General features: G+C 31.3%; 19 protein-coding genes. All 19 read left to right on the forward strand.

What is annotated here, in order from left to right:
* The coding region (locus ACO5J6_RS09545; protein ID WP_485643640.1) for a pre-toxin TG domain-containing protein at nucleotides 1-809 on the forward strand (809 nt) is incomplete at its 5' end.
* 16 nt (nucleotides 810-825) lie between these two features.
* Nucleotides 826-1,644, forward strand: coding sequence for a hypothetical protein (locus ACO5J6_RS09550; protein WP_485643641.1), 819 nt, complete (start codon nucleotides 826-828; stop codon nucleotides 1,642-1,644).
* A gap of 10 nt (nucleotides 1,645-1,654) precedes the next feature.
* Nucleotides 1,655-2,095 carry a toxin-antitoxin system YwqK family antitoxin gene (locus tag ACO5J6_RS09555; protein WP_485643642.1) on the forward strand — a complete coding sequence of 147 codons (441 nt, stop codon included), beginning with the start codon at nucleotides 1,655-1,657 and terminating at the stop codon, nucleotides 2,093-2,095.
* Nucleotides 2,096-2,272: 177 nt separating this feature from the next.
* Nucleotides 2,273-2,857, forward strand: coding sequence for a hypothetical protein (locus ACO5J6_RS09560; protein ID WP_485643643.1), 585 nt, complete (start codon nucleotides 2,273-2,275; stop codon nucleotides 2,855-2,857).
* A 484-nt stretch (nucleotides 2,858-3,341) separates the two neighbouring features.
* Nucleotides 3,342-4,037 (forward strand): YjjG family noncanonical pyrimidine nucleotidase, encoded by a 696-nt coding sequence (locus tag ACO5J6_RS09565; protein ID WP_485643644.1) that lies wholly within the window; start codon nucleotides 3,342-3,344, stop codon nucleotides 4,035-4,037.
* 15 nt (nucleotides 4,038-4,052) lie between these two features.
* Nucleotides 4,053-6,413 carry a patatin-like phospholipase family protein gene (locus ACO5J6_RS09570; protein ID WP_485643645.1) on the forward strand — a complete coding sequence of 787 codons (2,361 nt, stop codon included), beginning with the start codon at nucleotides 4,053-4,055 and terminating at the stop codon, nucleotides 6,411-6,413.
* Nucleotides 6,414-6,444: 31 nt separating this feature from the next.
* The gene (locus ACO5J6_RS09575) at nucleotides 6,445-7,356 is read left to right on the forward strand and encodes a diacylglycerol/lipid kinase family protein (RefSeq protein ID WP_485643646.1); all 912 of its coding nucleotides are present in this window, start codon (nucleotides 6,445-6,447) and stop codon (nucleotides 7,354-7,356) included.
* A gap of 259 nt (nucleotides 7,357-7,615) precedes the next feature.
* Nucleotides 7,616-9,205: a glycoside hydrolase family 57 protein gene (locus ACO5J6_RS09580; RefSeq protein WP_485643647.1), complete on the forward strand. Its 1,590-nt coding sequence runs from the start codon at nucleotides 7,616-7,618 to the stop codon at nucleotides 9,203-9,205.
* 384 nt (nucleotides 9,206-9,589) lie between these two features.
* Nucleotides 9,590-10,738 carry a cysteine desulfurase family protein gene (locus tag ACO5J6_RS09585; protein WP_485643648.1) on the forward strand — a complete coding sequence of 383 codons (1,149 nt, stop codon included), beginning with the start codon at nucleotides 9,590-9,592 and terminating at the stop codon, nucleotides 10,736-10,738.
* A gap of 42 nt (nucleotides 10,739-10,780) precedes the next feature.
* A complete protein-coding gene (gene thiI / locus ACO5J6_RS09590) occupies nucleotides 10,781-11,968 on the forward strand; it encodes a tRNA uracil 4-sulfurtransferase ThiI (protein WP_485643649.1) in 1,188 nt (395 codons plus the stop codon).
* Between the two features lie 45 nt (nucleotides 11,969-12,013).
* Nucleotides 12,014-13,312, forward strand: a complete 1,299-nt coding sequence (locus ACO5J6_RS09595; RefSeq protein ID WP_485643650.1) for a YihY/virulence factor BrkB family protein — start codon at nucleotides 12,014-12,016, stop codon at nucleotides 13,310-13,312.
* A gap of 27 nt (nucleotides 13,313-13,339) precedes the next feature.
* Nucleotides 13,340-14,716, forward strand: a complete 1,377-nt coding sequence (locus ACO5J6_RS09600) for a DNA recombination protein RmuC (RefSeq protein ID WP_485643651.1) — start codon at nucleotides 13,340-13,342, stop codon at nucleotides 14,714-14,716.
* A gap of 52 nt (nucleotides 14,717-14,768) precedes the next feature.
* The gene (gene aroF / locus ACO5J6_RS09605) at nucleotides 14,769-15,788 is read left to right on the forward strand and encodes a 3-deoxy-7-phosphoheptulonate synthase (RefSeq protein ID WP_485643652.1); all 1,020 of its coding nucleotides are present in this window, start codon (nucleotides 14,769-14,771) and stop codon (nucleotides 15,786-15,788) included.
* 246 nt (nucleotides 15,789-16,034) lie between these two features.
* Nucleotides 16,035-16,955: a hypothetical protein gene (locus tag ACO5J6_RS09610; protein ID WP_485643653.1), complete on the forward strand. Its 921-nt coding sequence runs from the start codon at nucleotides 16,035-16,037 to the stop codon at nucleotides 16,953-16,955.
* Between the two features lie 24 nt (nucleotides 16,956-16,979).
* Nucleotides 16,980-17,111, forward strand: coding sequence for a hypothetical protein (locus tag ACO5J6_RS09615; RefSeq protein WP_485643654.1), 132 nt, complete (start codon nucleotides 16,980-16,982; stop codon nucleotides 17,109-17,111).
* Nucleotides 17,112-17,239: 128 nt separating this feature from the next.
* Nucleotides 17,240-18,466: a 3-dehydroquinate synthase gene (gene aroB / locus ACO5J6_RS09620; RefSeq protein WP_485643655.1), complete on the forward strand. Its 1,227-nt coding sequence runs from the start codon at nucleotides 17,240-17,242 to the stop codon at nucleotides 18,464-18,466.
* A gap of 65 nt (nucleotides 18,467-18,531) precedes the next feature.
* Entirely contained in the window at nucleotides 18,532-19,839 is a 1,308-nt protein-coding gene (aroA, locus tag ACO5J6_RS09625; RefSeq protein WP_485643656.1) for a 3-phosphoshikimate 1-carboxyvinyltransferase, read from the forward strand.
* 220 nt (nucleotides 19,840-20,059) lie between these two features.
* Nucleotides 20,060-21,169, forward strand: a complete 1,110-nt coding sequence (gene aroC / locus ACO5J6_RS09630) for a chorismate synthase (protein WP_485643657.1) — start codon at nucleotides 20,060-20,062, stop codon at nucleotides 21,167-21,169.
* 194 nt (nucleotides 21,170-21,363) lie between these two features.
* Nucleotides 21,364-22,896 carry a PTS trehalose transporter subunit IIBC gene (gene treB / locus ACO5J6_RS09635; RefSeq protein WP_485643658.1) on the forward strand — a complete coding sequence of 511 codons (1,533 nt, stop codon included), beginning with the start codon at nucleotides 21,364-21,366 and terminating at the stop codon, nucleotides 22,894-22,896.
* Nucleotides 22,897-23,034 lie beyond the last annotated feature (138 nt).

The raw sequence follows: 23,034 nt of genomic DNA on the forward strand, positions 1-23,034 counted from the left end.
CGATAAAGGCAAAATCGGACGGAAAAGACTACAGCAGTAGAGATTTTGGAGAACATGTTGGGGATACTGGCGGAGCTTGTTCGGGAAAAATGTTAAAAAGTTGTATAAAATATAATAATCAGTTTGTAGACAAAGTTAATAAAGTAGATCAGCAAGGAGCTTTGCGTTCGATAAGTTTTATTGCGGATTTTACTACACTTGGGACACCGAAAGGAATAATAGAAGGAATAACAGGGAAAGACTTATTGACAGGAGAGGAATTAAATTTATTATCAAGAGTTTTGGGCTTACTTCCACTTGTGAAATATACATATAAAGGAGCAAAAATAGGATTAAAACTCTTAAAGACTACAGAAAAAGCAGAATTAGTATTAGATGACGGAACTAAGATAGTTTTAAAGTCAGATGAAGTAGCCAAATTTGCAAAAGGTGCTAAAAATTCTGGAAAGAATATTGAAAATGTTACTGAAAATGTCGTGAAAGATATTACTAAAAATCATAGAAATCTTGAAGAAGGGGCTGTCAAAGTTCAAAAATTATCTGAAAAAATAAAAGATATGTTGAAAAGTAATAAAAAAATCATAGAAGTTACTAAAAATGGACAAAAAATGTTTTATGATACAAAAACAAAATTATATTTTTATGCTGATAAATTTCATACATATTTAGAATATGAAGTATTTGACCAAACTGGAAAACATTTAGGAGTGATTAAAGGTGAAGATATAATAAAAAATTCTGGGAATGTAAATAAGTCAATGATTAATACGGCTAAAGTAGTAAATGGTAGAAGAATAAACGTAAAATGATAGAAGGGACTAAAAAATGAAAAGGTTAATACAATATTATGATGAAGATTTTAATTTGACCTATAATAGATATAAAATTTCTTGGATGTTAAATTTGGAAATTATAGATGAAGATACAAAAATACAAAGATTATATCAAATATCAACAAAAACACTACAGGAATGTGTTATACATAAGGGCAAAAATGTGGGAGGAAATTATTATAAAATTAAAAAAAGTCAAAATTATAATATAGTTGAAAATGCTTTTGTTAATGATAATAAAAACGTTGGAATGACTGTAAGAACAGACTACGATTTATTAGAAATTTATGCTAGAGATAAAAATGGTAATTATGAAGGCGTAAATAGTATATATGAATTTAACGGAAAAAAAATTTCAGAAAAATTATGGTATAATGATGAACTCATAAAAAGTTTTCGTAAATATAAAAATGGAAATTTAGCTGAACAAAAAATATCTGACGGTGAAATACAAGAAATTACACAATACTACCCTAATGGTGAATTATATGTTTTTGGAAAATGTAAAAAAATATATGACAATTATTATTTAAAATATAGGCGAGAAGGGTTATGGAAATTCTATATTTTAAATCAGGGATATGAACTAAGAAATTATAAAAATGGTAAATTAAATGGAATTTATGAAATACAGGATTTAAAGGGAAAGACAATTTATAAAAAAAAGATAAAATATGAATTGGGCAGATATTTTTTAAAAAGATTAGATTTGCAAGGAAATATTTATAAAACAAGGGTTGTTAATGGAGAACTTAATTATTATAATGACAGAAGAAATGATTTGATAGACTTTGATGATTATTGGTATTAGGAGAACTCAAATGAATGAAAAAAAAATAATAGAATTTTTAGATGAAAGATTAAATACTGTAAATAAAGAGGAAAAAGCTATTTATAGAAGAGAAAGTTTTATTTACAAAATAAAAACAGATAAAGCTAAAAATGAGATTAGAATACAAGAGTTGTATTCTATAAAAAATAAAAGATTAGTTGAAAGAAATACTGTTATTAATGGAAAACTTTATGGAATAAGGGAAATTTATGATGAAAATGGATATATTTTTTTAAGAGGTGCATATTTAGAAGGGAAAAAAATAGGATTGTGGCATGAATATGAAAATGGAAAAATAAAGATAAAGATTTCTTTTGATGAGAAAGAAAGATTTTGTGGTTTATACAAAGAATATTATCAAAATGGACAATTAAAAGAAGAAAGTGTTTATATAAAAGGTGAATTAATAAAGAAAATTAAAGAATATTAAGTACTTTTACTTTCAGATAATTGTTTAGTGAGAACTAAAGAAACTTGTGGTTGAGCAGAAGAAAGATATTTCGAGCTTAGCAAATGAGAATTAGGAGTAGTAGGATAACTTCCTCCATTATTTTTAATAACAAAGGTTTTAATAGGATTAGAGAAAATCAAAAACTTTATAGCAGGAATGAACTTTAATCGGGAAAAGCAAGATAAATTTGAAAATGGTAGGTTAAAGATGAAAAATGAGATTTATAAATTAAAAATATATCATCCTGTATACGATATGATAGAGTATGAAAAAGTCTATAATGAGATCAAAAAAAACTTTAAGATATACAAAGTAGAAAAATTTTCAGAAGGAGAAACTATTGGATTAATAAAAGATAATAATGGAGATATTATGTTTTGTTTTCAATACTGTTATCTTGGAATAAAACCCAAGTTGTTAACGTTTTTAAAAACAGGAATATTCTTTTTAGGAGTTTCATTTAGAGTATTAATTATAGATATTAAAACAGGAAAAGTAATTCAAGTAATTCCTAAGAACGACTATAGTGCTTTTTTTGATTTTTTAAAAATTAAAGATAAAATTATAATTTTGTTTGAATTAGAGATGTATGCTATAAATTTCAAGGGAGATATTATATGGCAGAATGATTTTTCGGATATTATTGTAGACTGGGATATAAAAAATGATATTCTTAATATAGAAACAGATGACAATTTAAATACTTATTATTCAATAGAGAATGGGAGAATGATTAAATAGATTTATTAGAGTTTCCCCGCATTTTCGAGTAATTGCTTAGCGAGAAATTGAGTAGACTTGTAATTGAACAGAAGAAAGATATTTCGAGCTTAGCAAACGAGAAGCGGGGCAGGGGGGTAGAAGGAAGCAGTAGAGTTAAACAATAGTTACCATTCGAGTTCAAAAGGGTTTGGAATAGGAGCAAATACATCATTTGGAGCAGACGGTAAAGTAAAAGGAACGACAGTAAATGTATCAGCGAATAAAAGTAACTCAAACAAGGAAGAAACAATATACTACAACAGAAACTTCAATAATGTAGACAAAATCCACAACAACACAAAGAATATGAGATTAATAGACTTTAATCAGACAAGTGGAAAACATAAATCAAGAGGCTGTAAAGTTACATAACATATATTGACAAACAGTTAAAAAAATAATATTATATACAAAATGACTTTTCAGTCATTATAAAAAGATGAAAGGAAAATAATTATATAAAATGTATAAAATAATATTACTGGACATAGATGATACATTATTTGATTATTCTAAAACTGCGAGTTATGCTATAAAAAAGGTTTTCGAGGATTTTAGATATTTTGATAAAGATAATGTAAGTGAATTTGAGGAAATAAAAAAAGAATACAATACTATAAACTATTTATTATGGAGAAAACTCGAAATAGGAGAAATCGATATGGACACATTGAAAATTGAAAGATTTAAAATGCTGTTTGAAAAAATGAAAATGGATTATAATATTAAAGATTTCAGCAGACAATATTTAAAGAGAATGGGAGAAGGAGCATTTTTATTTGAAGGAGCTGAAAAATTGTGCGAATATTTATATAAAAAATATAAACTGGGGATAATAACAAACGGTATGAAGGAGGTTCAATATTCGAGAGTAAATAATTCGACAATTGGAAAATATATAGATAAAATAATAGTTTCCGATGATGTGGGGATAAGTAAGCCGAATGCCGAAATTTTTGAATATGCACTGAAAGAAATGGGACATAACAATAAAAAAGATGTGATAATGGTTGGAGATTCTCTTACGGCTGACATACAGGGAGGAATCAATTTTGGAATAGATACTTGCTGGGTAAATCTGAAAAATAAAGAAGCTGACGAAAAGATAAAGCCGAAATATGCGGTTACGAGATTAGAAGAAATATACGATATATTATAAGGATATGGTAAGAATATGGGAAAAATGAAAAAAAATATGATAAAAATAAGAAAAATAGCATATATAATTTTTTTATTAATTTCAGTCGGAAATTTAGGATATTCGGAAATTAACAATGAAAACACTGTCATAAATGAAAATAATATTATAAATGATAAAAATATTATAAAAGAAAGTCAGGAAAAAAAAGATAAGAATGTTCAGACTAAAAATGTCCAGACTAAAAAAATGGAAAAGATTAGAAAAGAACAGACAGAGAATATTGATAAGCCAATTAAAAATAACGAAGATAAACATATAGGACTGGTTCTCAGCGGAGGAACAGCAAAAGGACTGGCTCATATAGGCATACTGAAAGTACTGGAAGAAGAAAAAGTTCCGATAGAATATGTAACAGGGACAAGTATGGGGAGTATTATAGGCGGGTTATACAGTATAGGCTACACTCCCGAAGAAATAGAAAAAATTGCAATGGAAATGGACTGGCTTTCTCTTTTTAATGATAAAATAGAGAGAAAAGATAAAGGAATAACAAGAAATATGATAGAAGATACAAATACAATGGTTCTTCCTGTAGAAAAATTTATTCCTAAAATCCCTTCAGGAGCAGTGGGAGGGAAAAGTGCGAGTCAAAAATTGAATGAACTTTTTTATGGTGTGGAAAATATAAATAATTTTAAGAATTTTCCTAAAAAATTTGCTTTGGTAGCTACAGACCTGAATACAGGGGAAGGGGTTATGATAGACAAAGGCTCCATTGCCACAGCCATAAGGTCAAGTCTGTCATTGCCGTCAGTTTTTAATCCTGTACAGGACGGAGATAGACTTTACGTGGACGGTGGTGTTGTGAGAAATCTTCCTGTCCAGGATGTGAAAGTTCTTGGAGCCGATTATACTATAGGTGTAAATGTGGGAGAAGGATTTTCCAAGAGAGATGTTCAAAAGCTGAACATAATAGATGTGGTGTCTGATTCGATGACCATTGCAGGACGTCAGGAAGTTGAAAGACAAATAAGAATGCTTGACTTATATATGGCACCTGACCTTGAAAAAATAGAGTCTTATGATTTTCATAAAATAAAAGAAATAATTGCGGCAGGTGAAAAAGTAGCGAGAAATAACATAGAAAGCATAAGAAAATTAAGTAATCCTGTAAGATATGCAGAACTGGAAGAAAAAAGAAAAGAATTTAGAAAAAACTGGAAAGACGAATATATAATAAAAAATGTTGAAATAAGAGGAAACAAAAAATATAAAAGAGCATATTTTGAGAGATACGTTCCGAAAAGCCTTGGAAAAATGAATAGAAAAGATATGGAAAAAATTACCAATGATTTATATAAAAATGGAGATTTTTCTACAGTTTATTATGAAGTGAAAAATAATGAAACATTAATCATTAATGTTCAGGAAAAAGCGGGAGAATATCTGACTTTTTCAGGAAATGCCAATAATGAAGATTTAGCAACTACAAATATAGGAATTCAGGGAAACAGAATAATAAATAATATAGACACGAGATATATTTTAAAAGGAACTATTGCGAATGAATACGGCATAAACGGAACAGGAATAATGTCCATGGGAAAAGATAACAGAATTCTGCTCTTAGGAAGATTTGATTTTAAAAAAGACATTATAAAAAATCAATATTCCGGAGAAAATAAATATGAGTTCAATAACAGAAGATTTAAGACAAGTATAGGAATAGGAATGGAACTGAGCAGAAATACACTTTTTCTTTTGAGTGGGGGATATCAGATTTCCCATGTTAAAGGAAATCCTGACGACAGCTTAAACTCAAAATACAAATTCCCATATATTGAAGTTTCGATTACCCAAGACAATAGAGATTCGATAATGTTTCCTACAAACGGAACATATCTGAAAGCCGAGTATACAAAGGCAAATTCTCGGGAAGCCAAATTTGATGCTTTATATGCCAAAGGAGAGATAAACATTCCTTTAGGAGAAAAAGTAACATTTACACCGAGTGTAGCATACATCACGAGCAATGGAGAAAAAATTCCTGAAACATACAGACCTAAGCTGGGCGGTTTTCAGGAAGGGGAATATTCCCTTGAATTTGCAGGACTTCCGACAGATAGATTAAGGGGAAACAGTATATTTGTGGGGAAATTAAACCTTCAATATCAGCTTTCAAGGATTATATTCATAGGAGCCAATGTTTCTTTAGCGACTATTTCGGATAAAAGTTTCAGTTTTGGAAAAGAAAGGAAAGAGAGTTACGGAATAGGTTTCGGAGTGAGAACACCTTTGGGACCGGGATATTTTGGGGTAGCAAAAACACAGGGAGAGAGTATAAAATATTTTCTGAATTTCGGTTATCAGCCAAAAGCATTTAACGAAAATTAATTTTAAATAATAAATAATAAAAGGAGATAGAATGGAAAATAAAAAAGATATAAGAAAGGCACTTTTAGTTTATAATCCAAAATCCGGAAATGCAGATATGATATTAAATAATTTTGATTTGATAACATCAAAATTTCTGGAAAATAAAATAACACTTACTCTTTACAGTATCAACAGAAAATATGACCGACTGACAGAAGTCCTGAAAAATGAAAAATATGATATTTTAATTTTATCGGGAGGAGACGGAACATTGAGCCGAAGTTTGAGCCAGTTATATAATGAAAGTATTGAATTTCCCGATGTTGCCATTTTTCCTACAGGAACTTCCAACGATTTGGCAAGATCATTGAATTTGGGAGAAAATATAGACGAATGGATAGAAAATGTCATCAATGGAAGTGCCAAGCCTGTGGATTTCGGACTGATAAATGATAAAACAATATTTTTGTCATCCTATGCGGGAGGGCTTTTTACGAAAATATCTTACAGTACGGACAAAAATCTCAAGAAAGCTATAGGAAAAGCTGCTTACCATATAACAGGGCTTGGAGAACTGACAAATATAAAAAAATTTGATTTGAATATTACCCTTGATACAGGAGAAATCATATCTGAAAAAGCTATATTATATATGATTTTAAACGGAAAAAGTGTGGGAGGTTTTGACGGTGTGATTGATAATGCCGATGTCAGCGACGGTATGATGAATATTATCATTGTCAAAAATATAGACAATCCTTTTGATATACCTCAAATTTTACTTGACCTTATAAATAGCAATCTTATCAATAATGATTATGTGAGAACCGTTACCGCTGAAAGTTGTGTAATCGAAAAAATAAACGAAGAAATAGGTATAAGTATAGACGGAGAAGAAGGGGATAATGAAAGGGTAGAGGTCAAATTTATTGGAGATAAATTAAAAATTTTTAGAAAGTAGAAGAAGTTTTCCTGTACTCGAAAAACCCGAAAAATTTTAGAAAATTTGAATACGAAATAATAAAGTAAAAATTTTGAAGAATATACAAGTAATTTTTGTTTTATTTACAGAATATATATAAATAATCAAAATTATGAATATAAAAAAATAAATTTATTAATATTTAGATATTGAAAAAAACTGAAAATGTGGTATAAATATAGTATAATGTTTAGAGTATGAAAGAAATTTTAAAAAATTTAGTTGGAGGGTATAAGTTATGAACGGATATTTAAGTTTAGTGTTACACGCACATTTACCTTATGTGAGACATCCTGAGTATAGTGAGTTTTTAGAGGAAGACTGGCTGTATGAAGCTATTACCGAAACATACATTCCTCTTTTAGTAATGTTTGAAAATCTGACAAAAGATAAAATTCCTTGGAATTTAACTATGACTATGTCAGGAACTCTTGTAAATATGCTGAATGACGAGCTTTTAAGAGAAAGATATATCAGACATATGGATAAACTGATAAAATTCTGCGAGCTGGAAGTGGAAAGACTGAAAGAATATCCCGATATGATTAAAGTCGCAAATCATAACTTATGGTTTAATAAAAGAGCCAAGTCAGTATATGAAGAAAAATATAATAAAGATTTAGTCGGAGCATTCAGGAAATTTCAGGATGAAGGAAATCTTGAAATAATACCCGTTACTGCAACACATGGATTTTTACCATTGATGAAAGATTATCCGGAAGCTGTAAATGCACAAATTTATATGGCAAAAAAAGATTATCGGAAAAATTTTAACAGAGACCCTAAAGGAATATGGCTTGCAGAATGTGCATATTATCCTGAACAGGATAAATTCCTTGAAAAACACGGTATAAGATATTTTATTGTAGATGCCCACGGAATAATGCACAGTGAGCCGAGACCTGTTTACGGTATTTATTCTCCTGTTTATACTAAAAACGGAGTTGCGGCATTTGCGAGGGATTTGGAGTCTTCGGAACAGGTATGGAGTTCCGAAATAGGATATCCCGGAGACGGTGCATATAGGGAATTTCACAAGGACGCGGGATATGAACTGGACTATGAATATGTAAAGCCATATTTGCACAATGACGGCATAAGAAGAAATATGGGGGTAAAATATCACGCGATTACTGATAAGAAAGGCAGCTTTAAAGCTGTTTATGATCCTGATGTTGCTTACGGGAGAGCAAAAGAGCATGCTTATAACTTTGTCCATAACAGATCAAAGCAGATAGAATTTTTAGCTTCAAAAATGAAATACAGAAAACCTGTCGTACTCTCTCCTTATGATGCGGAATTATACGGACACTGGTGGTATGAAGGCCCTATCTTTTTGGAGTGGGTGTTCAGAGCGACAGCACAATCAAATTTTTCGACAATAACACCTTATGAATATCTCGAAAGATACCCGACTAATCAGATTGTCGATGTAAGTATGTCGAGCTGGGGGGCAAACGGATATTATGATGTATGGATAGACGGGTCAAATGATTATGTGTATAGACATCTGCACAAAGCTGCAAAGAAAATGATAGAACTCGCTAACGGACGGGAACCGAAAAATGAACTGGAATATAGGGCATTAAATCAGGCAGCAAGAGAGCTGCTTATGGCACAGACTTCCTGCTGGGAATTTATAATGTTTACAGGAACAATGGTCGGTTATGCTCATAAAAAAATAAGCGACCATATTCACAGATTATTTAAAATTTATGAAGATTTTAAAAATGATATGCTTGATGAAGCATGGATTTCTGAAATTGAATCGAGGGATAATATATTTCCTGAAATAGAATACAGGATGTATAGAAGCAGCTGGGTATAATAAAGTATTTGAAGAAGCTTAAATGTTAGATGAATTATAAAAGACAATATATACAAAAGAATAAAAATGAAGTTTCTGTTTTGATAAAGAAGCTTTATTTTTTAAATATAAATAATGGGGATAAAAATATACTAAATTTTCTCTAAAAATCGTGCTATAATATAAAAAATTATAGCTGGGATAAATATAATAATTATAAAACTCAGTATAGTTACTGGGTTTTTGTTTTGAAAAGATAAAATTTGAAAAGAGAAAAAGTTATACTAAATCAATAAAAGTACAATAAGTAAGCTATAAATGAATATTTGAAAATATTTGTTTGAAGATATTTGAATAAGAAAATTGAATTTAAGAAATAAAAATATTTAGAAAAGAGGGATTGAAATGATATATTTGGACAATGCGGCAAGTACAAAACCGAAAGAAGAAGTAATAGAAACAATAGTGGAAACAATGAAAAATAATTATGCAAATCCCGACGCAATTCATGATTTTTCTCATGAAATATTTTTAAAAATAAAAAATGCAAGAAAAACGGTAGGAAATTTTTTAGGAGTAAATCCTGAGAGAATTTATTTTACGGCAGGAGGTTCTGACGGGAATAATCTTGTCATTCAGGGAATTGTTGAGGCAAATTCAAAAACAAAAAAACATCTGATTACTACAAAAATTGAGCATCCGTCAGTATATGAAACATTCAGGAATTATCAGTCCAAAGGATTTGATGTTGATTTTCTGGATGTTGATAAAGACGGATTTATAGATTTGGAGCAGTTGAAAAATCTCGTGAGAGAAGATACAATTCTAGTGTCGATAGGAACTGTAAACAGTGAAGTAGGTTCTGTACAGAACTTGAAAGAAATAGCGAAAATTATTAGAGAAAAAAATAAGGAAACTTATTTTCATACCGACTTTGTACAGGGATTAGGATGTACAGATATAAAATTTGATAAAATACCGGTAGATGCAATAACTGTGAGCGGTCATAAAATATATGCTACTAAAGGTATCGGAGCAGTATATGTGGCTGAAAGGGTAAAACTGATAAATGTAATTCACGGATCAAATTCTGAAAACGGAATTGCAAAAAGAACAATGGCCACAGAGCTGATATTAGGGTTTGCAAAGGCTGTGGAACTGCTGAATAAAAATTATAAAAAAGATATGGAGTATTTACAAAAGCTCAAAACAAAGCTTGCAGAAAAAATAGAAAAAAATATAGACAATATAAAAATTAATTCCATATTTGATATGGAAAAATCCAGCCCGAAAGTCCTTAATGTATCATTTAAGGGAGTAAAGGGCGAAGTACTTACACATTTTTTAGGAATGAATGAGATTTATGTATCCACAGGTTCGGCCTGCTCGTCTAAAAAAGGACATAGCAGAGTTCTTACAGTTATGGGATTGAGTGAAGATGAGCTTGAAGGAGCTATAAGATTTAGTTTTTCAGTAGACAATACTCCTGAAGAAATTGATAAAGTAGTGGAAATTTTAAAAAATAGTGTGGAACGGATAAGAAAAATGAGATAAAAATTGATAAAATGTCAGAAATTTAATGAAAGGAAACAGAGAATGGATTATATGAATAAATCTCTTTTGAATTCGATAGGGCTGTCTTATGGAGAGCTGTCTTTAAAAGGGAAAAATAGGGGACAATTTGAAAAAATACTAAGAAACAGAATAAACAAGGCATTAAGCGGATATGAGTTTCAACTGAATGATGATTTGTCAAAACTGTATGTAGATATAAAAACTGAAGATATGGAAGAAATTACGGAAAAACTGAAAAAAATATTCGGAATAGTAGGGTTAAACCAATCTGCCAAAATTGAGAGAAATGACAATATTATAAAAGAAAAAGTCTTGGAAATTGCAAATTATGCTTATCAAAACGGAGCGAGAAATTTCAAGATAGCAGTAAAAAGAAGTAACAAAGGATTTGAGAAAAAATCTATGGACTATGCTAAAGAATTGGGAGCTCATATCCTTATAAACAGTCCTTTTGAAAAAGTGAAAATGCAGGATCCCGATATACTTATAAACATTGACATAAGAAAAAATGTATATATCTACACTGAAAGAATAAAGACATATGGAGGATTGCCTATAGGTTCTACAGGGAAAGGACTTGTGCTTCTTTCAGGGGGGATAGACAGTCCCGTAGCTTCATTTATGATGGCAAAAAGAGGAATGAGAATGAATTTTGTTACATTTCACAGTTTTCCGTTTACGAGCAGACAGGCCCTTGAAAAAATTAAGGAACTTACCGAAATACTATCAATTTACACAGGAAAAAGCAGACTTTATGCTATAAATATATTGAAATTACAGGAAGCAATAAACGCAAAGACAAAAAAAGAACTGGCTACAATTCTTACAAGAAGAGTAATGATGAAACTTGCGGAAAAATTGAGCCTGACAATGAGCTATCAGGCACTTGTAACGGGAGAAAGTCTTGGGCAGGTAGCCTCACAGACATTGGGAGGTCTTACGTGTACAAATGCTTCAGTGGAAAAGGTACCCGTTTTCAGACCTCTTATAGGAATGGATAAAACTGAAATAATAGAAATTGCAAAAGAAATAGGCACTTATGAGAAATCCATAGAACCTCATGAAGATTCGTGTGTAATATTTGCACCGAAACATCCTGTTACAAATCCTAAATTGGAAGATATAATAAATGAAGAAAAAAGAATTGAAAATTATGATGAATTAATGGAAGAAGTATTTGCCGAAAAAGAGTATTTTAATATAGGATAATTGAAATAATATAATATATTTATCAATGAAATGACAGGAGAATATATGAGTTTAAAATTTAATATGGCAGGTATAATAAACAGATTGAGCAGGGAAAATATAAAAAAATATATAAGAGAAGCCGTACAGATGATAAATCTTATTTACAGAAATTACAGCGACGGAGAAACTCAGATTTTGGCATGTACATTGACTTATTTTTCAATGATTGCAATATTTCCCGTTCTGGCACTTGTGCTGGGGATAACAAAAGGTTTCGGGCTGGATAAGTTGTTCATAAAAAAAGTATTTGAACTTGTGCCGCAGAATGAGGGAATGGTGAGGACTGTTCTCGATATAGCCAATAAACTTCTGGCTTCTGCTCAGGGAAGCATTCTTACGGGAGTGGGAGTCGTAATACTTATTAATTCTGCAATAAAAGTATTGATGATGCTCGAAGATTCTTTTAATAAAATATGGCATATAAATAAAAACCGTTCTATGACAAGGAGAATAGTGGATTATGTAGCAATAATATTTTTAGGGCCTATACTGCTCATACTTATAATAGCGACAAATTCTTTTGTTGTCGATAAAATGGGGACAATGTTTTTCGGAGGAACTGTCATTGTAAATATCTTTCTTCATATATTCGGTCCTTTATTCTATATATTTCTTTTCACCCTTATATTTTACATAATCCCGAATACGAATGTGAAAATGAAACCTGCCTTTATTTCGGGAATGATAACGGCAATCTTATGTTACGGTCTGAAGCTTGCCTTTACATGGTTACAGTCGTCAATAACAAAATATAATGCGATATACGGAAGTTTGGCACTGGTACCTATATTTCTTACGTGGGTACAATATATATGGGTAACGATATTATTGGGGGCTCAGATAGCTTTTTCCATACAGACTTCGGATGAATTTATGTATAATGAAAAAGTTGAAATGCCTATAAAATTGAGAAAAGAAGCGGGACTCCTCATTTTATCGCTGATAATAAGAAGATTTAAGGGGAAGGAAGAACCGTACACTTATGAAGAACTTAGTAAAAAACTCGGAGTGGAGGCCCTGTTTGTCAAAGATATATTATCGGAAATTGAAAAAATGGGTCTTGTAAATGAAGTAATAACCGATAAAAATCAGGAAGTCAAATACCAGGTGGCTTATGATCCTGAGGATTTGTCAATTGAAGATTTTATCAATAAATTTGAAGGTAAGAATGCGGATTATTATGATGATATTTTTGACAATCTGGAAAAGTCGGAAGAAGAACTTCTTGAAAGAATAAAAGAAAAAATTACGCTAAACAACGGAGAACTCATAAAAAATATAGGGAAAATCGAAATAAAATAATAATATTATATAAAAAGAGGTTGAAAAATGGAAACGGTAAACGACAGTATACAAGCACTGAAAAATCAGATAACGGGCAGTCAGATGATTATTCTGATACTAAGTGCAGCAATAGGGATACTTTGTCTTTTGATATTTATCTATCTGATGAAATCAGGAAAAAAGCAACAGGAAGAAATAATACATCTGAAAGATGAGATAGAAAAAATACTGACAGAGGGATTTGTGGCGAGTACGGAAAAAAATATAGCGGAAAATAATAAAAAATTTAATGAAATAGAAAAAACAATAACATTGAACACAAAAAATAATTTATTGCAGGGAATTACGAATTTAAATAAGGAACTTTCGGGAAATAATGAAAAACTTCTTGTCCGATTTACTGATTTTGGAACGAAATTAGGTTCGACAATGAATGAAAATAATCAGAAACTATCGGAAAATATCAATAAATTTAAAGATGAGTTTAAAAAAAGTCTAAATGACGATTTTGAAACATTAAACAGAAAAATTGAAAATAGACTTGATATGATGAATACTAAAGTTGAGGAAAGACTGTCCAAAGGTTTTGAAGAAACTACGAAAACTTTTGGGAATGTATTGGAAAGATTGAGTAAAATTGATGAAGCCCAGAAAAAAATCGAAGCATTATCAAGTAACGTAGTTTCATTACAGGATGTTCTGACCGATAAGAAAAGCAGGGGAATATTTGGAGAGGTACAGCTTTATCAAATACTTTCTTCCGTTTTTGGAGAAAAAAATGATAGAGTTTATCAGAAACAATATAAACTTTCAAATGGAACAATAGTTGATTCTATAATATTTGCTCCAAGTCCGATTGGGAAAATCGGAGTGGATTCAAAATTTCCTCTCGAAAATTATAGAAAAATGTACGACACTGAACTTACGGCGGTCGAAAGGGAAACGGCAAAAAAAGAGTTTTCCGTTAATTTAAAAAAACATATTGACGATATTTCTTCAAAATATATAATTCAAGGTGAAACTGGAGAGCAGGCTATACTGTTTTTACCTGCAGAAGCTATATTTGCGGAAATAAATGCCTATCATACGGAGATAGTCGAGTACGCTTACAGAAAAAATGTACGAATTGCATCTCCGACTACTTTAATGTCTGTTCTGACAATGCTTCAAGTAATAATGACAAATATAGAAAGGGACAAATATGCTCATGTCATTCAGGAAGAACTGATGAAACTGAATAAGGAATTTGACAGATATCAGGAAAGGTGGAATACCCTTGAGAGGGATATTGAAAAAGTAAGCAAAGATGTAAAAAATATAACGACAACATCAAATAAGATAACTAAAAGATTTAATGAAATATCAGGTGTAAAAATGATTGAAGCGGATAATAAAGATAATATTAAAGATATTAATGAATAGGTGAGTAATAAAACAAATAAACAAATAAGCGGATAAGGGAAAGGATAGAATAATGATAATAAAAGTTGACGGGAGTATCAGCCATAATACATTAAAACGTATGATTGACAGACTTGAAAGCGAACATAAAGTAGAAGTTAAGCATATCCGGCAGAAAGAATATTCCATACTTGTATTAATTGGAGATATGAGTACAATGGATATTAAGCATATTCAGTCCCTTGACTATGTTGTGGACGTTCAGAGAATACAGGAGCCGTATAAAAGAGCAAGCAGAAAATTCAAGCCTGAAAATACGACAGTAAAAATCGGAAATGTTGAAATAGGCGGAAATAAGCTTGTAATGATGGCGGGTCCATGTTCTGTAGAGGGTGAAGAACAGATATTGACAACAGCAAGAGCAGTAAAAAAAGCGGGAGCCTCCATATTGCGAGGAGGAGTAGTAAAACCGAGAACTTCTCCGTATGCTTTTCAGGGCTTAGGAATGGAAGGAATTAAGCTAATGGAAAAGGCAGGAAAGGAAACAGGATTACCTATAGTCTGTGAAGTTATGTCGATAGAACAGCTGCATGAATTTGCTCCTTATTTAGATATGATACAGATAGGTGCAAGAAATATGCAAAATTTTGATTTGCTGAAAGAAGTGGGAAAAACAAAAATACCTGTATTACTGAAAAGGGGATTGAGTGCTACAATAGAGGAATGGCTAATGTCTGCGGAATATATACTGGCAGGAGGAAATGAAAACGTAGTATTGTGTGAAAGAGGGATAAGAACTTATGAAACTGCATATAGAAATGTAATGGATTTGAATGCTGTACCGATGATAAAAAAAATAAGTCATTTACCGATAATAGTCGACTCTGCTCACGGAACGGGGAAATACTGGATGGTAAAACCGCTGGCAATGGCAGGAATAGCGGCAGGAGCTGACGGACTTATGGTAGAGGTGCATCCTGAGCCTGATAAGGCCTTTTCTGACGGGCCTCAATCATTAAAACCCGAATTATTTGAAGAACTTATGGAAAGTGCTGAAGCTATAGGAAATGTTATGGGAAGAAGTTTTAAATAATGGATATGCTTAAGGAGGAATTTGTTTCATATGTATGTTAGAATAAAAAAAGGAGAGGTTAAAGAGAGTAAATTTCAAAAAGCGAAAAAATAAGATATGAGTAACAGATATAATATATAGACGACAAGAGAATTAGTATATTTGTCAAGTATAGCGTTGATGAGTCATTTCATTCGATAATAAAGAGTAACAGATAGAGGATAGAAAATTTATTGACATAAGACCAACCAAATCGGAGGGAAAAATATGAAAGAAAAGATATTAGAAGCATTCAAAAAATTGCCTTATATAATATATTTACTTTATTTGGGAAGAAATCTTTCAATATTATCTAATGGATATTCAGATGAAAATACAGGTTGGTATTTAATTACTAATACAGTAATATGTATTATTTTATCGTTAATTTTGATATTTTTTGTGAAAAAATACAATATTTATATAATAAGTCTGATAACAGGACTTTCGTTATTTATATTAAAATATTCTCCTTACTCGGATATGAATAAGATGAAAAACAAAAGAATGATAGAAATATATATAAGCTGTATGCTGATTCTTCTTGTATTTATGGTGATAATATATTTGAGGAAAAGAAAAAAGATAAAAACATTGATATTTATAGCAATATGTTTTGCTGTCAGCTATCCGATTACTGAATTCTATAATCAGTTATATGCCGAACCGAAAAAAGTAACATATACTGCGGGAGTATCGGAACTGAAAAATAAAGAAGAAATGGTAAAGGCGATATTTAATCTACCTCTTGTAAATATGGTAAGCTATGCAGGAAATAAGGATGTACCGATAATACGGGCAAAAAAAGAATGGTATAAAGAAGCTCGCGGATATTATGTTGCAATAGCAGAAGAAATGAAAGAAAATGAGGCAGTATTAATGGTATCAATGGAAACAGTTGTAAATTATGAAACAATGGATAGTCTGGCTTCAGAAATAGGGAAATATTTAAAAATGGCAGGAGAAGGGAAAAAGAAAGTAAAGTTGTATATAAATACTTTAAAGAACAGGGAGCAGGATCTTGGAGAATACGAAATTTATAATAATGAAGTTAAAAAGATAAAAACATTGGAAAATTTAAAAGAACCCGACAATATAATTGAATTTATATTCATTGCATTTGCAAATGAATTGAAAGGATGTTGGTAATAAAAAATTGAGGAGATAAAAAATATGAGAATAGAATACAGTGTTGGAGAAAAAAAGTATTATTTGGAAGTAGATATTAGAACTATTAAAGAAAAAGAAGGAATAGGAGTCCATATGGACAATACTGCTATGCTTGAATTATGTTATGTATGTTAGAATAAAAAAAGGAGATGTTAAAGAGATTAAATTTTAAAGAGATGATACAATATAAAAATATATGTCGGAATAGAGATAGAAAAAATTAAAGAAAGTAAATTTTAAGTACAAATAAGGAAATTATGATTATGGAAAAAATGAATGTAGATTTAGGAAAAAATTCTTATGATATAATAATCGGAACGGATTATATAAATAAATTTTCCGAATATATAAAAAGCATATATAAGGGAAAGAAGCTATTTATTATTACCGATACTAATGTAAATGAATTTTATAAAAATAGATACAATGAGATGTTTCAGGGATATGACTATACAGTATATATTCTCGAAGCGGGAGAGAAAAATAAACATATCGGAGTAATGCAGGGGATTTATTCAGCTCTGATAAAAGCGGAAATAAAAAGAAATGATATGATAGTGGCATTTGGAGGAGGAGTAACAGGGGATATTGCAGGTTTTGCAGCAGCTTCTTATTTAAGAGGAATAAATTTTATCCAGATACCTACGACTATAATATCTCAGGTAGACAGCAGTGTGGGCGGAAAAGTCGGAGTAGACCTTCCTGAAGGGAAAAACCTTGTAGGGGCATTTTATCAGCCGAAAGTGGTTTTGATAGATACTTTGTTTTTAAATACACTGTCTGATAGATATTTTTATGACGGATTTGCAGAAATAGTAAAATACGGCTGCATTTATGATAGAAATTTGTTTGATAAAATTGTAGACGTTGTAAAAAATACGAATAAAAATATAAATATTGATAATGAAAAGAATGGATATAATGATAATCAAAGCTATAGAGATAATAAAGAATATAAAAATAATCAGAGCTATGAAAATAGCAATAAAAATAATGATGTTATAAAATCAGAATATGGAAATAAGATAAATGATAAAAATTACAAAACCGAGTTAAGAAAAAGACTGACTGAAAATATAAATTATCTTATATACAGGTCATGTGAAATAAAAAAAGAAATAGTGGAAAAAGACGAAAAAGAAAACGGTTTGAGAATGATACTGAACTTTGGACATACAATAGGTCATGCGATAGAGCAATATACGTGCTATGAAAAATATTCACATGGAGAGGCTATTGCCACAGGAATGGCAGATATATTGAAAATAGGGGAGAAAAAGGGAATTACCCGAAAAGGCTGCTATGAAAAAGTGAAAGACTTACTTTTATCACTGAATTTGCCTGTGAATATAGAATATCCGAAAGAAAAGATTAGGGAAATTATGAAAAGGGACAAAAAAAGTATGGACGGAGGAATAAATTTTATTTTTCTTCGGGATATTGGAAATGCTGAAATTATCAAAATGACTGAAAAAGAGATTTTTGAATAATTAGTGATTTAGGATTATGCGTTATCCTTTTTTAACGTAAATAAACTGACAAGGAACTTGTTTTGATGAAAATAAAGATTAGACCGTCAATACTGAATGGACAGATAGAAATTCCCCCATCAAAAAGTTATTCACATAGAGCGGTTATCGGAGCGGCGTTGGCGGAAAATAAAAATAATGAAGTGTCGAAAATTGATAATTTACTGTTTTCCGTGGATATAATTACGACTGTTGAAATAATGAAAAACTGGGGAGCTGAAATAGTAAGGGGAGGAAACTTTCAAGGAAATTGTCTTGAAATAATTGGAAATAACGGAAAAATTATTCCTGCCGAAAAATATAGCCAATGTAACGAATCAGGTTCGACGATAAGGTTTCTCATACCTTTAGGGCTTACAAAAGAAAATGAGCTTATATTTGACGGGAAAGGAAAACTCATTGAGAGACCTCTAAATCCTTATTACAAAATATTTGATAGGCAGAATATTTATTATAAGACTGAAAATGGAAAATTGCCGTTAAAAGTAAGAGGGAAAATGAAAGCGGGAACATATGAAATTGACGGAAATATAAGTTCCCAGTTCATAACAGGGTTGCTTTATGCCCTGCCTTTACTTGAGGGAGATTCGACGCTGATTATTAATAAAGAATTGGAATCAAAAGGTTATATAGACCTGACCTTGGAAATATTGAAATTATCGGGAATCGAAATAAAAAATAATGACTATAAAAGTTTTGATGTTAAAGGAAATCAAAAATACAGACCGTTTAATTATACAGTTGAAGGAGACTATTCCCAAGCGGCATTTTGGATTGTAGCAGGAATAATAAGCAGCAACAGGGACAATAAAATAAAATGTATTCATATAAATAAAAAATCTTTGCAGGGAGATAGGAAAATTATTGAAATTGTAGAAAAAATGGGAGCAAATCTTGAAATTTTTGATGATTATATAATAGTCAGACCGTCCAAGACAAGAGGAACTGTGATAGATATATCCCAATGTCCCGATATAGCCCCCGTGCTTGCAGTGCTTGGAGCATTGAGTGAGGGAGAAACGCATATTGTAAACGGAGCAAGACTGAGAATAAAAGAGTCGGATAGAATAACTTCTATCAGGACGGAACTGAATAAAATAGGCGGAAATGTCAGAGAAAAAGGAGATAGTCTTGTCATTCAGGGAATGAAAAACTTTAAAGGAGGAAGTTCCCTAAGCTCGTGGAATGACCACAGAATAGCTATGTCGCTTGCCATAGCTTCAACAAGATGTGAAAACGAAATTGTAATCGAGGGAGCGGAAAGCGTGAGAAAATCCTATCCGCATTTTTGGGAAGATTTCAAAGAAATAGGTGGAAATATTGAAATTATCTGATAATTACATAATTTAAATATTTGAAATTTATTACAGTTAAAAGTAGAATTATTTTTATCTTGTATATAAAGAGTTTTCTAATAAAATTGAAAAAATTCTATAGTATATAAAAATATAAGTTATAAAAATATAAGTATATAAAAAATAAAAAAAATATCAAAAATAGAAAAATTAAAAAATAAAAATTATAATGAATTTAATAAAATTAGGAGAAATAAGTATGGGAGCAAATTTTGGAAAAAATTACTGTATTTCAATATTTGGAGAATCTCACGGAAATGCATTGGGAATAAATATCGACGGAATTCCTGCGGGGACTGAACTGAATTTGGATTTTATTTCTGAAGAAATGAAAAGACGGGCTCCGGGAAAATCGGAATTGACTACATCGAGGACTGAAAAAGATGAATTTGAAATATTAAGCGGATTTGTAAATGGCAGAACTACAGGAACTCCCCTTGCGATGATTATAAGAAATACAAATCAGAAATCCAAAGATTATGGCGAAATAGCCAAAAAACCGAGACCGGGTCATGCTGACTGGGCAGGGCTGAGCAGATATAACAGATTTAATGATATTAGAGGAGGAGGGCATTTTTCAGGTAGAATAACTGCTCCCTTAGTTTTTGCTGGAGCTGTGGCAAAACAAATTTTAAAGGAAAAGGGAATATTGATAGCTGCTCATGTGAAATCAATAAAAGATATTCAAGACAGGGATTTTGAAGAAAAAGATATTACACAGGAGAATATCGACAGACTGAGAAATATGATATTGCCCGTATTAAATGAAAATATTGTTCCCGATATGGAAAAAACGATATTAAAAGCTAAAGAAGAAAAAAATTCTGTCGGGGGAATAGTAGAAATAATGATAACAGGAATTAAAGCAGGAATAGGAGATCCATTTTTTGAGTCAATGGAAAGTGAGTTGTCGAGGATGATATTTTCTATCCCCGCAATAAAAGGAATAGAATTCGGTGCGGGATTTAATATTGCGAAAATGACGGGGTATGAAGCAAATGATGAAATGTACTATGATGAAAAGGGAGATGTAAAAACTTATACAAATAATAATGGAGGAATAACGGGAGGTATAACAAACGGTATGCCGATAAATTTTAAAGTGGCTGTAAAACCTCCTGCGTCAATAGGGAAAAAACAGAGGACAGTAAATATAGAAACTAAAAAAAATGATTTTCTTGAAATTATAGGCAGACATGACCCGTGTATTGTTCCGAGAATAGTCGTAGTCCTTGAAGCTGTGGCAGCAATAGTAGTAATGGACAGAATTATGGAAACGGAGAAAAAAGACTTGACATTCTTTCTATAATACCATATAGTATAGAAGCTTAATTATTAAACAATTCAAAAAACGGAAAGTATTGCGTTATTATATAAAACAGATAGAAAAAGCATATAAAAGACAAGTTAAGCTATGATATTAATAATTACAGTATTAATAATTTTGGATTACTATTATAATATAGTTATAAATAATTTTAATTTTTATTGAAGGAGGACTTTATGAAAAATTATCAGGATGAGGCGAAGGAGCTGCTAAAGCTCATCGGAGGAAAGGAAAATGTGGCGAGTGTAACTCATTGTGCGACAAGATTGAGATTTGCACTGGTTGATGAAGCTAAAGCCAGTCCGAAAGATATCCAGAAACTGGATTCTGTAAAAGGAACATTTACAAATGCCGGGCAGTTTCAAGTAATAATCGGAAATAATGTAGGAGATTTTTATAAAGATTTTATAAGAGTTTCAGGAATTGAAGGGGCAACTAAGGAAGATGTCAAAAAAACTGCAATGACTAAACAGCCTTTTTTACAAAGAATGGTTGCACATCTTGCTGAAATATTTGTACCCTTGATACCTGCACTGGTAGCAGGCGGTCTAATGTTAGGATTAGGGAACTTTTTACAGGCAGGTTTGCCGTTCCTCGGAATAAAAGAAATTATCGATAAAAAACCTGTATATAATTCATTTAAAGATATATCAGAAATAACAAGAACGATACTTTTCTTTACTGATTGGATAGGTGGAGCCGTGTTCGGTATGTTACCTGTGCTTATTACATGGTCTACAGTCAGAAAATTCAAAGGAAATGAAGCACTCGGTATTGTACTTGGATTGATGCTTGTAGCAGGAGGTATGTTGAATGCTTATGTTTACGGTAATATGGCAGGGGAAGGTATCAATATAAAAGATGCGTTGTTAAACGGAAATGAAAAATATGGAATAGAAGCAGGAAAATATATACTTAATTTAGGACTTACAAAAATAACTCTGATTGGATATCAGGCACAGGTATTGCCTGCTATGTTTACAGGGATAGCAATGTGTTATATCGAAAAATTCTTTAATAAGAGAACACCTGAAGTATTGAAATTAGTCTGGGTACCTTTTATAACACTCGTAGTAACGGGGTTCTTAACAATAATATTCATAGGACCTGTAGCAAGAATGCTGGGAGAATGGCTGGTTGCGTTATTTGCATTTTTATTTAAAACTCCGGGACTGAAATATATAGGAGCTTTATTATTCGGTTCGTTATATGCACCATTAGTAATAACAGGACTTCATCATACATTTATAGCGGTAGATCTACAGTTGGCAGCTACAAGTGGAGGAACATTTATATGGCCTTTGATAGCTCTATCAAACATTGCCCAATCAGGAGCCGTACTTGGAACTTACTTTATATATAAAAAAGATAAAAAACAGGAATCGGTTTCATTATCAGCAACTGTTTCAGCGTGGTTCGGAATTACAGAGCCTGCAATGTTTGGAGCAAACTTGAAATATATGTATCCTTTCTATGCGGCTTTAATAGGTTCTGCTGTAGGAGCGGTTATTTCAACAGGGTTTAATGTTTTAGCAAATGGAATAGGTGTAGGAGGACTGGCTCTTGCATTCCTTTCAATCAAATTTGAAGGTGCTCACCAGCTTGGTTTCTGGCTTGCCACAATTGCGGCATTCGGTTTGTCTCTTGGGCTGACATTGGCATTTTCTAAAAGTAAAAAATTAAATAAAGGAAGCTTGACAGGAGAATAGTCGAATTTCAGGATAAATAAAAAACAGTTTAAAAGTGAGAAACTTTTGAACTGTTTTTTTTACCCTTACGGAAAATAAAACGGGCTATTCTCCTGAAGTATGTTCTATAACATTATAGTTTAATGCAAAGTGTAGCTA

The sequence above is a fragment of the Pseudoleptotrichia sp. genome (assembly GCF_057270515.1).

What these genes read in the sequence shown, in the direction of transcription:
- ACO5J6_RS09550 (WP_485643641.1), top strand. Translation starts at nt 826, where the DNA reads ATGAAAAGGTTAATACAATATTATGATGAAGATTTTAATTTGACCTAT.
- ACO5J6_RS09555 (WP_485643642.1), top strand. Translation starts at nt 1,655, where the DNA reads ATGAATGAAAAAAAAATAATAGAATTTTTAGATGAAAGATTAAATACT.
- ACO5J6_RS09560 (WP_485643643.1), top strand. Translation starts at nt 2,273, where the DNA reads ATGAACTTTAATCGGGAAAAGCAAGATAAATTTGAAAATGGTAGGTTA.
- ACO5J6_RS09565 (WP_485643644.1), top strand. Translation starts at nt 3,342, where the DNA reads ATGTATAAAATAATATTACTGGACATAGATGATACATTATTTGATTAT.
- ACO5J6_RS09570 (WP_485643645.1), top strand. Translation starts at nt 4,053, where the DNA reads ATGGGAAAAATGAAAAAAAATATGATAAAAATAAGAAAAATAGCATAT.
- ACO5J6_RS09575 (WP_485643646.1), top strand. Translation starts at nt 6,445, where the DNA reads ATGGAAAATAAAAAAGATATAAGAAAGGCACTTTTAGTTTATAATCCA.
- ACO5J6_RS09580 (WP_485643647.1), top strand. Translation starts at nt 7,616, where the DNA reads ATGAACGGATATTTAAGTTTAGTGTTACACGCACATTTACCTTATGTG.
- ACO5J6_RS09585 (WP_485643648.1), top strand. Translation starts at nt 9,590, where the DNA reads ATGATATATTTGGACAATGCGGCAAGTACAAAACCGAAAGAAGAAGTA.
- thiI (WP_485643649.1), top strand. Translation starts at nt 10,781, where the DNA reads ATGGATTATATGAATAAATCTCTTTTGAATTCGATAGGGCTGTCTTAT.
- ACO5J6_RS09595 (WP_485643650.1), top strand. Translation starts at nt 12,014, where the DNA reads ATGAGTTTAAAATTTAATATGGCAGGTATAATAAACAGATTGAGCAGG.
- ACO5J6_RS09600 (WP_485643651.1), top strand. Translation starts at nt 13,340, where the DNA reads ATGGAAACGGTAAACGACAGTATACAAGCACTGAAAAATCAGATAACG.
- aroF (WP_485643652.1), top strand. Translation starts at nt 14,769, where the DNA reads ATGATAATAAAAGTTGACGGGAGTATCAGCCATAATACATTAAAACGT.
- ACO5J6_RS09610 (WP_485643653.1), top strand. Translation starts at nt 16,035, where the DNA reads ATGAAAGAAAAGATATTAGAAGCATTCAAAAAATTGCCTTATATAATA.
- ACO5J6_RS09615 (WP_485643654.1), top strand. Translation starts at nt 16,980, where the DNA reads ATGAGAATAGAATACAGTGTTGGAGAAAAAAAGTATTATTTGGAAGTA.
- aroB (WP_485643655.1), top strand. Translation starts at nt 17,240, where the DNA reads ATGGAAAAAATGAATGTAGATTTAGGAAAAAATTCTTATGATATAATA.
- aroA (WP_485643656.1), top strand. Translation starts at nt 18,532, where the DNA reads ATGAAAATAAAGATTAGACCGTCAATACTGAATGGACAGATAGAAATT.
- aroC (WP_485643657.1), top strand. Translation starts at nt 20,060, where the DNA reads ATGGGAGCAAATTTTGGAAAAAATTACTGTATTTCAATATTTGGAGAA.
- treB (WP_485643658.1), top strand. Translation starts at nt 21,364, where the DNA reads ATGAAAAATTATCAGGATGAGGCGAAGGAGCTGCTAAAGCTCATCGGA.